The sequence below is a fragment of the Hominisplanchenecus murintestinalis genome (assembly GCF_943193015.1).
Classification (GTDB): Bacteria; Bacillota; Clostridia; order Lachnospirales; family Lachnospiraceae; genus Hominisplanchenecus_A; species Hominisplanchenecus_A murintestinalis.
In genome coordinates this window covers 90,471-103,260 of the sequence record NZ_CALPCM010000002.1, presented here as the reverse complement: position 1 = coordinate 103,260, position 12,790 = coordinate 90,471, and the positions used below count along the sequence as shown (strand labels likewise).

The 12,790-nt window shown below is 48.5% G+C and carries 11 protein-coding genes; 10 read left to right on the top strand and 1 reads right to left on the bottom strand.

Going from position 1 to position 12,790, the window contains the following annotated elements; translation table 11 throughout:
• Positions 1 to 2 precede the first annotated feature (2 nt).
• On the top strand, positions 3 to 1,739 hold the full coding sequence (locus tag NFR99_RS01605) for a phospho-sugar mutase (protein WP_251352384.1): 1,737 nt from the start codon (positions 3 to 5) through the stop codon (positions 1,737 to 1,739).
• The gene (locus tag NFR99_RS01600) at positions 1,726 to 2,259 is read left to right on the top strand and encodes a MazG nucleotide pyrophosphohydrolase domain-containing protein (protein WP_251352381.1); all 534 of its coding nucleotides are present in this window, start codon (positions 1,726 to 1,728) and stop codon (positions 2,257 to 2,259) included. Before NFR99_RS01605 ends, NFR99_RS01600 begins: the two co-directional genes overlap by 14 nt.
• On the opposite strand, the gene NFR99_RS01595 is transcribed toward NFR99_RS01600, so the two are convergent.
• Entirely contained in the window at positions 2,244 to 2,438 is a 195-nt protein-coding gene (locus NFR99_RS01595) for a Txe/YoeB family addiction module toxin (RefSeq protein ID WP_243126491.1), read from the bottom strand. The genes NFR99_RS01600 and NFR99_RS01595 overlap by 16 nt on opposite strands.
• Positions 2,439 to 2,623: 185 nt before the next feature.
• Between NFR99_RS01595 and NFR99_RS01590 the strand changes: the two genes are divergently transcribed.
• From NFR99_RS01590 to NFR99_RS01555, 8 genes are all read left to right on the top strand, one after another.
• Positions 2,624 to 4,825, top strand: coding sequence for a transglutaminase domain-containing protein (locus NFR99_RS01590; protein ID WP_251352379.1), 2,202 nt, complete (start codon positions 2,624 to 2,626; stop codon positions 4,823 to 4,825).
• 234 nt (positions 4,826 to 5,059) lie between these two features.
• On the top strand, positions 5,060 to 6,643 hold the full coding sequence (locus tag NFR99_RS01585; protein WP_120480885.1) for a DEAD/DEAH box helicase: 1,584 nt from the start codon (positions 5,060 to 5,062) through the stop codon (positions 6,641 to 6,643).
• 123 nt (positions 6,644 to 6,766) lie between these two features.
• Positions 6,767 to 7,360, top strand: a complete 594-nt coding sequence (locus NFR99_RS01580) for an ECF transporter S component (RefSeq protein WP_120480884.1) — start codon at positions 6,767 to 6,769, stop codon at positions 7,358 to 7,360.
• 137 nt (positions 7,361 to 7,497) lie between these two features.
• Positions 7,498 to 8,211: a hypothetical protein gene (locus NFR99_RS01575; RefSeq protein ID WP_251352377.1), complete on the top strand. Its 714-nt coding sequence runs from the start codon at positions 7,498 to 7,500 to the stop codon at positions 8,209 to 8,211.
• A 6-nt stretch (positions 8,212 to 8,217) separates the two neighbouring features.
• Positions 8,218 to 9,066 (top strand): CAP domain-containing protein, encoded by an 849-nt coding sequence (locus NFR99_RS01570; RefSeq protein WP_251352375.1) that lies wholly within the window; start codon positions 8,218 to 8,220, stop codon positions 9,064 to 9,066.
• 90 nt (positions 9,067 to 9,156) lie between these two features.
• Positions 9,157 to 9,777 carry a hypothetical protein gene (locus NFR99_RS01565; RefSeq protein WP_251352373.1) on the top strand — a complete coding sequence of 207 codons (621 nt, stop codon included), beginning with the start codon at positions 9,157 to 9,159 and terminating at the stop codon, positions 9,775 to 9,777.
• Positions 9,778 to 9,884: 107 nt separating this feature from the next.
• Positions 9,885 to 11,051 (top strand): hypothetical protein, encoded by a 1,167-nt coding sequence (locus NFR99_RS01560; RefSeq protein WP_251352371.1) that lies wholly within the window; start codon positions 9,885 to 9,887, stop codon positions 11,049 to 11,051.
• An 86-nt stretch (positions 11,052 to 11,137) separates the two neighbouring features.
• Entirely contained in the window at positions 11,138 to 12,763 is a 1,626-nt protein-coding gene (locus tag NFR99_RS01555; protein ID WP_251352369.1) for a DUF6273 domain-containing protein, read from the top strand.
• Positions 12,764 to 12,790 lie beyond the last annotated feature (27 nt).

Here is a 12,790-nt window from a genome sequence, read left to right as displayed (position 1 = left end):
TTATGACGGACTATAAAAAAGTGTATGAAGAGTGGCTTGCAAATCCATATTTTGACAATGCGACGAAAGAAGAGCTGAGAAATATCGCAGATGATGAAAAGGAAATCAAGGAACGTTTTTACGCAGACCTGGAGTTCGGTACGGCGGGGCTTCGCGGGATTATTGGGGCGGGCACAAACCGTATGAATATGTATACGGTTCGGAAAGCTACCCAGGGATTGGCAAATTATATTATGTCTGTGGGCGCAAAGGACAAGGGAGTGGCCATTGCGTATGACTCCAGGCGTATGTCCCCGGAATTTGCCGATGAGGCGGCTCTTTGCCTGGCAGCAAACGGAATTAAAGCGTATGTATTTGAATCCCTGCGTCCTACGCCGGAACTTTCATTCGCAGTACGTACTTTAAAGTGTACGGCAGGAATCAACATCACTGCCAGTCATAATCCGCCTGAATATAACGGATACAAGGTGTACTGGGAAGACGGCGCGCAGATTACCCCGCCTCATGACACCGGAATCATGGCAGAAGTCCGCAAGGTGACGGACTATGCCGCAGTAAAGACGATGGAAAAAGAGGCTGCAAAAGCGGCAGGTCTTTATGTTGTGATCGGACAGGAAATCGACGACAGCTATATGGAAGCATTGAAGAGCCAGGTGATTCACTGGGATGCGATTAAGGAAGTTGGGAAAGACTTAAAGATTGTATATTCTCCGCTGCACGGTACGGGAAATATCCCTGCAAGGCGTGTGCTGAAAGAGCTTGGATTTGAGAATGTCTATGTAGTAAAGGAACAGGAACTTCCGGACGGAGAATTTCCAACGGTAAGTTATCCGAACCCGGAGGCTGAGGAAGCGTTTGCGCTGGGGCTTGCTCTGGCAAAGGAAGTGGATGCAGACCTGGTGCTGGCGACAGACCCTGATGCAGACCGTCTGGGCGTTTACGTGAAAGATACAAAAAGCGGAGAATACCGGAGCATGACAGGAAATATGTCCGGCTGCCTTCTGGAAGAGTACGAGCTGAGCCAGAGGAAGGCTGCGGCAGGGCTTCCGGAGGACGGCGCCGTAGTAAGTACGATCGTGTCTTCGAATATGGCGGGCGTGATTGCACGCGCATACGGCCTGCGTTTCATCGAAGTGCTCACAGGGTTTAAGTTTATCGGACAGCAGATTTTAGGGTTTGAGAAGAGCGGGAAAGGCACATATCTGTTCGGGTTTGAGGAGAGCTACGGCTGCCTGATAGGAACCCACGCGCGCGATAAGGATGCTATCGTGGCAACGATGGCGCTGTGCGAGGCGGCAGCTTACTACAAAACCCAGGGAAAGACTTTGTGGGACGCGCTGATTGATATGTATGAGAAATACGGCTATTTCAAGGATGATGTGAAAGCGATTACCCTGAAAGGAATCGAAGGGCTTGAGAAAATCCAGCAGATACTTGAAACACTCCGGAACGAGCCGCCGACACAGATTGGGGCCTACAAAGTGACTTCTTTTAGAGATTACAAGAAGGATACAGTCAAAAATCTGGAGACGGGAGAGGTGACGGCAACAGGGCTTCCAAGTTCTAACGTTTTGTATTTTGATTTGGAAGACGACGCATGGCTGTGCGTAAGGCCGTCCGGAACAGAGCCGAAGGTTAAGTTCTACTACGGAATCAAGGGAACCTCCCTGGAGGATGCGGATGCGAAATCAGCCGCACTGGGACAGAAGGTTCTGGATATGATCAATGAAATGCTTTAATATGGACGAAAGCCACAGCTTTGCTGATTTTAGAGAAATCATAGCAAAGCTGCGGCAGGAATGTCCGTGGGACAGGGCGCAGACTCTTTCGAGCCTGCTGCCTTGTCTTTTTGATGAAATGGCCGAGACAGCGGCGGGCGTTCATCTCTATGAAAAAACAGGGGATGCGGAGAACCTCTGCGAAGAGCTGGGGGATTTGCTGATGGTGATACTCCTGGAGAGCCGTATCGCAGAAGAAAAGGGTCTGTTTTCCCTAGAAGATGTGATAGAGGGAATCAGCCGCAAGATGATACGCCGCCATCCCCATGTATTTGGCTGCGGGTTTGTGGACGAGAACGGGGAATTGGTGAGGAAGTGGGATGAGATCAAGCGTCTGGAGAAGGCAGGGAAGACAGAAGAGCAGATTTTGCGGGGAAAGGAAGCAGTCCGAGCGGCGGAGGAAGAGATTGGCGGGTATTTTGCGCAGGAAAAAGAAATACCCCAGAGCAGTGTCCGGGGTATCGGTTATTTGTCAGTGTAATGATCTTTGCATGAAAGGATAATAGAATTGTTTTCTATGGTTTTATAGACAATTCGGTTTTTCTCATCAATACGTCGGCTCCACCATCCAGCCAGATTTTCAGATAATGGCTCAGGATGGCCAAGCCCTTTAAACGGACTCTGCTGAATGTCTTTGATGAGCTTATCAGGACTTTGCACTTGCTGCAAAGTCCGTGAGAATGCGTAAATTCAGCCAGAGAATCCAGCACTTTGCGAACAGCAAACTTTAAATGGGCTGGATTCCGTAATAGTGAAGCCGCAGGATGAACTGTTACGAGCATTGTAACAGTTCATCCCAGGACTTGACTGGCAGCATTACAAAATTTTGAAAGGACGATAACTATATGGACGTAAATAAAACATGGAAACGCAAAATAATAGCGGCTCTGGGGGCTGTTTTTGCGGGAACCCTGACGTTTATGCCCTTTGGGACGGCAGAGGCGGGACTGTCAGAGGAAATCCCCGTATTTGAAAGCGGAGTGCGTCTGGAAGCGCCCGCAGAAGGGGCGGAAAAACTTCTGGAAAACAGGACGCAGAAAAAATTTGCGTACGCAGCAAGGGCAGAAGAGAGTTTTGAGGATTATCTGGTGAGCCGGCTGTACCAGAGGCAGGCGCAGATTAATGTTTCTTCCTATGGAATAACGGTGGACGCCATGTCGGATGTGTTCTATACGATGCTTTACCGGCATCCGGAACTGTACTTTGTGAGCACACGCCTGAGCTATTCGTATAATCCTGTGAACGGGAATGTGACAATCCTGACAGTGAGATATCTGGAAAAAACGCCGGAAGAACGGGCGCAGAACCAGGCGAAACTCCAGGAGGAGACGGCAAAGCTTCTGGCGATGATAGACGAGGATATGACAGACCTTGAGAAGATTATCGTTGTACATGATTATTTGTGCCTGGATGTAGAGTACGCATATGCGGAACTTCAAAATGGCACATTGTCTGACGACGCCCATACATTGAAAGGAGCGGTCATTGACAAGAGGGCAGTGTGCGACGGATATTCTAATGCGTTTACATACTACATGCAGCTTCTGGGGATTCCCTGCCGGATGGTTACGGGAACGGCGCAGAGCGATCATGCGTGGAACCAGGTTGAGCTGGACGGGAAGTGGTATCTGGTGGATTTGACCTGGGATGACGCGGTGTGGGATGATTATGGCTATGCGGGCCATGAATATTTCTTAAAGGACGCCGCATATTTCCAGCAGACGCATGCATGGGAGACGTCCGGGCTTGAGGCATGTGACGACGCTTTCTATAATGAGGGCTTCTGGAATGATACGGATGCGCAGATGGTGTATCATGAAGGCGGGATGTACTTTATAAGAAATGACGGGAAGCTGTACAGACATGACTTTGCTGAAGATGAGATTACAGAGCCGGGAACTCTTGTGGCTGAAATCGGCGGAAGGTGGGGCGTAGTCGGTAATGAGAATGTTTTTTATAAAGGGAACTATGTGAAACTGGCGGCGAGGGGGCAGAAGCTTTATTATTCCATGCCTGCGGGGATTTTCACCTGTGGATTTGACGGGAATGGACAGAAACAGTTCCTGGCGGCGGATACTTCGCAGGGCTATGTCTATGGCATGAAGCTGACGGGGGATGCGCTGTATTACCAGACTGCTGAAGTGGCACATACAGAGACACGCGCGGTTTATGAGAGCAGGATTGATGCGGCTCATAGTATGGAGAAAGCAGAAATCACACTGTCCCAGACTGGTTTTCCTTATAATGGGGAGGAGCAGTATCCGTCAGTTACCGTGAAAATGGACGGGCTGACGCTGGAGGAAAACAGGGACTATAAGCTTACCTGGTCTTATCCATTGGGCGGTATCGGCACGGCGGCGTTTGCCGTGAGCGGGATAGGAGATTATGAGGGAACGGCAGTAGGAACCTATCAGATCACGGAATCGGAAGAAGGAGAACAGCCCGGAGATGGTGAAACGAATCCGGGCGGGGATGAGAATAAACCTGGGGAAGACGGAAACCCAGGAGAAGGCGGGAATAAACCTGGAGAAGACGGAAGCCCGGGAGGAGATGAAAGTGATTCAGGAGGAGACGGAACGAATCTGGGGGAAGATGGAAATCAACCGGGAGGTTCAGAAACGAACCCCGGCGGAAACGAGCCTCAGCCCGGCGGAAGCCGACCTGGAGAAAATGTGGATCCGCCCAGAGGGAACCAGCCGTCGGGGAATACGTCTGGCTCTGGTATGGATTCCAAGCCGAAACCCGCTTCCGTGAAAGCCCCGGCGAAAGTAAAGAAGCTTTCCGTGAAAGCGTCGTCGCCCCGTAAAGTACGCGTGAGCTGGAAAAAGCAGAGCTGCGACGGCTATCGGATACAGTTATCCCTGCAGGCGAACTTTAAGAAAATCGCCAAAACAGTAACGGTACGCGGTGGAAAATCTGCAAAGAAAACCGTTTCCGGGCTTAAGGAGAAAAAGAAGTATTACGTGAGGATACAGGCGTACAGGCAGGTAAACGGAAAAAGAGTGTACGGCACATTCAGTAAAAAGGTGAAAGTGCGGACGAAATAAAGTGAGACAGAACCTCCACGGTAAACGCATGAGTGAATGTGGGTTTGCCGTGTATGGCGAATTAAATCTATTGACATGCAGCCGGGAACTATGCTATGATTAGTGCCGTTGTACTTGTCTGGACAAAAATTGTAAAATAGAAATTTTGAATAGAGCCCTGTACATTATGATAAAGTACAGGGCTTATTTTGCGATTTATGGGATATTTATTAATATAGGGAGGATGAAAGAAGGATGGAGACAGTAAGATTTGAAGATTTAGGGCTGCGCCCACAGATATTGCGCGCAGTAATGGAGATGGGATTTGAGGCGGCGACACCGATACAGGCTCGGGCGATGCCTATTATAATGGAGGGAAGGGATGTAATCGGACAGGCGCAGACCGGAACCGGAAAGACGGCGGCGTTTGGCATTCCCCTTCTGGAGAAGATTGACCCCAAAAGTAAGAAGCTGCAGGCTCTGGTGCTGTGTCCGACCAGGGAGCTTGCCATACAGGTGGCAGATGAAATCCGCCGCCTGTGCCGGTTTATGCATGGGATTAAGGTGCTGCCGATTTACGGGGGGCAGGATATAGGAAAGCAGATTCGTTCCCTGAAGGGAGGGATCCAGCTTATTATCGGGACGCCGGGGCGTGTGATGGATCATATGCGCCGCCATACCCTGAAACTTGAGAATTTGCATACCGTGGTACTGGATGAAGCAGACGAAATGCTGAATATGGGATTTCGGGAGGACATAGAGGATATCTTAAAGGAAGTGCCTGAGGAGAGGCAGACGATCCTGTTCTCTGCTACGATGCCGAAGCCGATTCTGGAGATTACGAAGAACTACCAGAAAAACGCTGAGCTGGTAAAGGTGGTAAAAAAAGAGCTGACCGTACAGAACATCGACCAGTATTATTATGAAGTGAAAGCAAAAAATAAGGAAGAAGTGCTGTCAAGGCTTCTTGATATGTACAATCCCAAACTTTCCTTGGTATTCTGCAATACCAAACGGCGGGTGGATGAGCTGACGAGCGCGCTGCAGGGAAGGGGATATTTTGCGGAAGGGCTGCACGGTGATATGAAGCAGTCACAGCGTGACCGCGTGATGAATGGTTTCCGGAACGGAAAAACGGAAATCCTGATTGCTACGGATGTGGCGGCAAGGGGGATTGACGTGGATGATGTGGAGGCAGTATTTAATTATGATTTGCCTCAGGATGATGAGTATTATGTGCACAGGATAGGGCGTACCGGGCGCGCGGGGCGTGTAGGAAAAGCGTTTACGTTTATCGTAGGCAAGGAAGTGTATAAGCTGAAAGATATCCAGCGGTATTGTAAGACCAAAATTTATGCGCAGCCAATTCCGTCTCTGAATGATGTGAGCGCTATCAAAGCAGATAAGATTCTGAACAATATTACATCACTCATCCAAAATGAGGATTTGAGGAGCATGGTAGAGATAATCGAACAGCGCCTGAATGAAGAGGATTACACGGCGATGGATATCGCGGCGGCATTTCTGAAGCAGGCGATGGGTACGACTGAAGCGGATGGGGAGAAGCCCTATGACTTTGGGGACACGGGCGCGGAAGAAGGCATGGTGCGCCTGTTTATCAATATCGGAAAGAAGCAGAATGTGCGTCCCGGCGATATCCTGGGCGCGGTGGCCGGAGAGTCGGGAATGCCCGGAAAGCTGGTGGGCTGCATTGACATGTATGACAAATATACCTTTGTAGAAGTTCCCAAGGATAGGGCAATGGATGTGCTCCACGCGATGGATCATGCGAAGATAAAAGGGAAAGAAATCAATATTGAACCGGCAAATCACAAGTAAGTGGAAAAGTGGACTGGTTAAAAAAGCAATAACTGGATATTTTGAACAAGACACAAGAGTGTTATGATGTTCCAAAAGGAAAACGCCTGATGATATGGGGCGTTTGGAAAAGGGGACATTCATATGGATAAGAGAAGAGAGAATTTATTAAAATGGACGCAGACAGCGCTTTTGGCGGCGCTATGCTTTGTATCTTTTACGTTTCTGCAGATTAAGATTCCCATGCCGGGAGGGGACGCGACGTCTCTCCATATCGGAAATGCGTTCTGCGTCCTGGCGGCTCTGCTTTTGGGCGGCGGCTATGGCGGGCTTGCCGGGGCTGTGGGGATGACGATTGCAGATTTGCTTGATCCGGTTTACCTGGTGAGCGCGCCGAAAACCTTTGTGCTGAAGCTGGGAATCGGGCTGATTACCGGGCTGGTAGCGCATCGGATTGCAAAAATCGGGGAAAGCCGCGACCAGAAATATATTTTCAAATGGAGCATTCTCGCGTCTGTGTGCGGCCTGGCGTTTAATGTAGTATTTGATCCGCTGGTAGGATATTTTTACAAAATGTACATCCTGGGACAGCCCCAGGAAATGGCGAGCGTGCTGGCAAAATGGAGTACGGCGACTACGTTTGTAAATGCGGTCGTGTCGGTGATTCTGGTGGCGCTGTTGTATCGTGTGCTGCGGCCGCTGCTGGAGAAGGCGGGGATTCTGGTGAGACCCCGGTAAGAAGATAGGAAAAGAAAATTTAGAAGTGAACAGGAACCACTTCCCAATATGGGAGGTGGTTTTTCATTGTCCCAAAAACAAATTTGCAAAATGCACATGATAAAATTAAAGAAAAAATAAAAATGGAGGAGGAGTCTATGAAGAGAAATATGACAATATCCAGAAAAATTGCAGTGGGAGCTTTGAGTGTGGTTGTGGGGTGCAGCGCAGCTACCGTAAATCCGCTGTGTGCCAGCACCGCGTATGCAGAGACAGAGGTGAAGTTTAATGATGAGTCCAACATCTCATGGGTAGTTTCGCCAGTGCCTGACGACAATTATACCGGAGAGATGTATATGTATATTGACGCGGTGGAGGAAGGGGCGAAAGTGAAGAAGCTGAAGTCCTCAAATAAGAAAGTAGCGACTGTAAAAGCTGGCAGCAGCGGAGTGGCCATTTCCTATGGACTGCGGACAGGCAGCACAATGATTTCCTGCGTAGTCAACGGCGTGAAGCTTTCCCATAAGTTCACAGTAAAATATGTTTGCCCTGTGTCGTCGTTTAAAGTAGACGGAAAGAGCGTACTTTCTACCCTGAAGAAGAAAAATGTTTTCGTCACCAGCCAGACGCTGGAGAACAAAAAAGTGACAATCAAGGCAAAAAAAGGCTGGGTTATCACAGAAGTTAGGAATGTAAAAAACATGAAAGGCAGGACTGCAAAAGTAAGAAATAAAACGTCGTATTCGACAACGATTACGACAAAATGGCCGTATGACGGCATCCGCGTGAAATTCAAAAATAAAAAGACCGGAAAAGAGCAGACTGTCACTTACAGAAAAATGTACAGTTCAGATTATTCACAGGCGGGGTGATGGTTTATGGAAAGGAAAATAAGACGGTATGCCGCAGGGCTGTTCGTGGTGTTTCTTGTTCTTTTCATCCCTCTTTTCGGGCGTGCGGCCAGCCCTTCTGTTTCGGTCAGCGCAAAGGTCAATCACACGGAAAGCAGCAGATTTCTGAAAAAGTTAAATGATTTAAGAAGAAAGAAGGGGCTGTCTGAACTACAGATAGACAAGTCGCTCCAGAGGGCGGCGGAAATCAGATCCGCGGAGCTGACAGTCCGCTATTCCCACGAACGCCCGGGCGGTGGGATGCCAGGGACATTGTCGGAAAAAATTGGGGCGGAGAACATCGCTGTTGGGCAGAACAGCGCGGGAGCAGTCTTTATAGCATGGGTCAACTCTCCCATGCATTACCAGAATATGACCCGTGCAAATATGAAATCAGCAGGAATCTGCTGTCTGGAGTACAGAGGGCGTATGTATTGGGTAAACCTCTTTGGAACGGATACTGCAAGGAGCGTGAAACTGGCGGGACGCAGGACAAAAACGTTTAAAATCAAGATAGCGGAGAAATACTTATCGGCCTCCAATATTACCCTTGGGAATGTGGGGACGATGAGCTCTAAAGAAAAAAAGACGCTGAAAATATCTATCCGGTGTGTCGGGGATGAACCGGCAGGCGTTCTTCCGAACAGCTTTTTCACGTTTAAAAGTTCGAATCGGAGAGTCCTGAAAATAAACCAGAAAGGCGTTGTGACGTCGTTAAGAGAAGGAAAAGCCCGGATTACCGTGCAGTCTAAAAAATATAAAAAGCTGAAAAAGACATTCTGGCTGACGGTGAAAGACAACAGCAGAGTGAACTATATTGACTATTCGGATGATTAAGCTGCTTTTGTGGACTGCATGGGCAGATAGCAGAAACAAATTTGCAAAAGCGGATGATATCATAAAACTAAAAACAGGAGGGAAAGAAAGATGGAAAAGATGGTTAAGAAAATGAAAAAGAGCATGTTCATGTTTTGCGCGGGGCTGCTGCTGCTGGGGTGGCTTTTCGCGCCGGAACTTCCGGGGGCGGGATGCCCGGCGGAGGTATCGGCAAAAGTGTCGTCCAGGACGAAGAGGAAAGCAGCGGCGGCGTATCGGGAGTTTATGGATGGAGTCGATTCTACCTGGTTCTGCACATTGGATGTGGACAAAGACGGAATGAAGGAACTGGTGCTTGGATATGAACAGAGACCGGAGCGTATTACTATACATAAATACCGCCGGGGATATGTTCAGCGGATAGGGGAGGACAGCACGACATTTGGGCTGGTTTACAGCAAAAAGACGAAACGTATTCATGGACGCTGGGGAGGAAGCGGAAGCGTGCAGGACTGGTATCTTACGTTTAAAGGCGGAGAGGCGAGGAGAGTGTATCTTTCCAAGATAGAAGAAAGAGTGGTAAACGGAAGGCCTGTTTACAGCTATTCCTATAAAGGGAGACGAATTTCCGCAAAGAGTTACCGGAGAAAAAAGAACAGCTGGAATAAAAGCTATGTTCGGCTGCCGATGCACAGGACAAGCTGGGCGAATATTAACAGGTATATCCGGTAAGGGCAAACAGGATGATTTTTTGATAAAGAGAATGAACAGCAGATTTTGGGGCGGCGGCCTGAACATGTATGGAATGTCCGACTCTATAAAGAGAGGATGACGGAGGAATGAAAATGACGAAGAAGATGATTAAGGTCTGGGCAGGAATATTTATGTTGCTGGCGGGGATTTTTGTTGGAAACATGGGGGCTGTACAGGCATCTATAACGGAGGATGTTGAGGCTATATGGAAACGGATAGAGAAGCTGCCAACCCAGGCGGAGGAGACGATAAGCCCTGTGGTAGTTCGGCCGGGGGAACAGGCGAGCGTGCTGAAAACTTATACGTTTGGCGGCGAGATGTCTGTTTTTTCAGCGCCGATTTATCTGGGAAGCAGCCCGGAGGTATTTTTGAAGGTAGCTGTGCAGGGATTTTCAGGAAATATCTTTGCTAAAGTGGGAGAAGCTATGGTACAGAGCAGCAATGGTGAATTTTTTGTTACCTGCCGCCAGAGCGGAGGGAACGAGCAGAAACTATTAATCCTGAAAAATGCCGCGGATAGTGGGAAAAATTATACGATTTCTGTAACACTGTACCGGTACGAGGTTACGCCGCCCGGGAAAGTTTCTCTTAAAGCAGGAGAGTGGGCGAAGGGCTATAAAGAGGGGAATGGAGAATATCTATATAAAATTAAAGCCCCGTCTGACGGTGTGATTGAGATAGAGCCGGGGACAGATGTGAACCGCAGCAGCGGGGGAGCGTTGGTGAAAACTATGCTGTTGAACAGCAAATGCCAAGCAGTGAGCGATGAATCGTACAGCAACGAAGATGACCGCGCAAAATATTGTGTAAGAAAAGGCACTTGGTATATCAAAGTAACTGACAGCGGATTGTTCCAGTTCCGTTACCGCTTCACAAAGATGAAAACTTCAAAAAATGTGAAGCAGTCAAAAGCCGTGAGCGTCAAAAGAGGAAAAACGGTCAAAGGAATACTGGCAGCGGGAGAAGGTGAGAAGAATGGCCGCTGGTATAAAATAGTGCTTCCGAAAACAAAAAAAGTGACAGTCAGTACAAAAGTTTCCGTAGGGGATATTAACGACTATAGCGTATACATTTATAAGAAAGGAAGTTCAAAACCTGTCTCTGCGGTCACTGCCCCTATAAGATTTGGCGGGTCTGTGAAGCATAGTATGTCCAAAAAGTGCTCGTTAGAAAAAGGAACGTATTACATGAAGGTATTTAAGCGTAATGATTATAAGAAATCGTCCGTTCAGTACTCTATAAAATGGAAGTAATGCATTGATACAAAAGGTAAAAAATCAGGCAAAGGTCTGATAGGCTGTCAGACCTTTAAAGATAAATATATTACAAGGAGAAAAAAATGAAAATAACGAAAAAAATAATTGGAGTTTTAGGATGCGTACTTATGTTTGCAGTGGGGGGGCTCCAGGGGAAGAGCCTGACGATTCCGGCACAGGCGGCGGACGTTACGCTGAAAAATCCCCGCATCGTGCCGGATGCCGGTATGAAAGCGGGGCAGAAAGTAACCTGGGACTGCATATGGTTTGGCAGTTACCCGCAGGCGGAGGTGATACCGAGCGGTGTGGAATACACAGCGCTGGATGCCAGTCTGCGGCAGGATGGGGACGTCCTTGTTTCGGACAGTGTGTACGCCGCCCTTCAGAGCGCGTCCGGGTGGGACGCTAACAACGATATCACTCTGAACGGGGCAAAGTACCGGAGGATGAAAGAAGGGGACGCGTCATACACAGATACCGGCAGCAATAGCAGTTACTATCAATGGAGCAGCAGCACAGACTACCACTACTTCAAATACGAACCAATCAAATGGCGGGTGCTCCACACGGACGGAAATAGGGCGTTGCTGCAGTCTGATGTGGTGCTGGACGGTCAGAGGTACCATACAGTATATGAAGACGTCACTTGGGAGACCAGCACGGTACGGAGATGGCTGAACGGTTATGGATCCGGGAGTAACAAACAGTCTGTAGACTATAGCCAGAAAAACTTTATCGGCAGTGCGTTTACCATTTCCGAACAGGCGGCAATTGTAAGTTCATCCCTGGAGAATACCGATAACATTGAATATGGAACAGGCGGTGGAAGAGATACCACAGACAAGGTCTTTCTGCTTTCAGAGTCGGATGTGTGGAATACGGGTAAGGCGGAATCTTATGGGTTTGTAAAGAGTAAGGATACCTATGACGAAGCCCGTCGCCGTAAGAGCAGCACATGGGCAAAGGCGATGGGCACGTGGAGCTATACCAGTATAGAGTATGTCGGGAACAGCTGGTGGTGGCTGCGCTCGCCGGGCATTGGTTCTTTAGGCGCGGACGTTCACAGCGGTGGTCGGGTCTACGATTTTGGCGACTACATCAGCGAGAACAGCAGCGGTATTTGTCCGGCTTTGAACCTTAATCTTTTATCCTCGAATCTCTATGCTTACGCGGGGACGGTGTGTTCTGATGGGACAAACGTAGAAATACCAAAACAGACAAATCCCGAAATTCCGGAAATAAAGTTTCCCATTACGCCAGGTTTTCCTGAAAACCCATCCGTCGGCTCAGAACTTACGGACAAATCAAAAAAAGCCGTGTACAAAGTAACAGGGAAAGATACAGCCGAATATTCAAAAATCTCAAACAAGAAAGCGGCCTCCGTGAAGATACCAGATAAAGTAACCCTGAACGGAAAGGCTTATAAAGTCACGTCAGTAGGCAAAGGGGCGTTCCAGAACTACAAGAACCTGAAAAGCGTTGTGGTCGGAAAAAATGTGACCGCTATCGGAGCAAAGGCTTTCAGCGGATGTAAATCATTGAAGAAAATCACCATCAAATCTACGAAACTGAAAAAAGTCGGGAAAAACGCTTTCAAAGGCATTCATGCAAAAGCGGTTATCAAAGCGCCGAAGGCGAAGCTGAAAGCCTATAAGAAGCTGCTGAAAAAGAAGGGGCAGGGGAAGAAGGTACGGATTACAAAGAACTGAGTAGTCGATCTAGCCAGTGTAATCAAT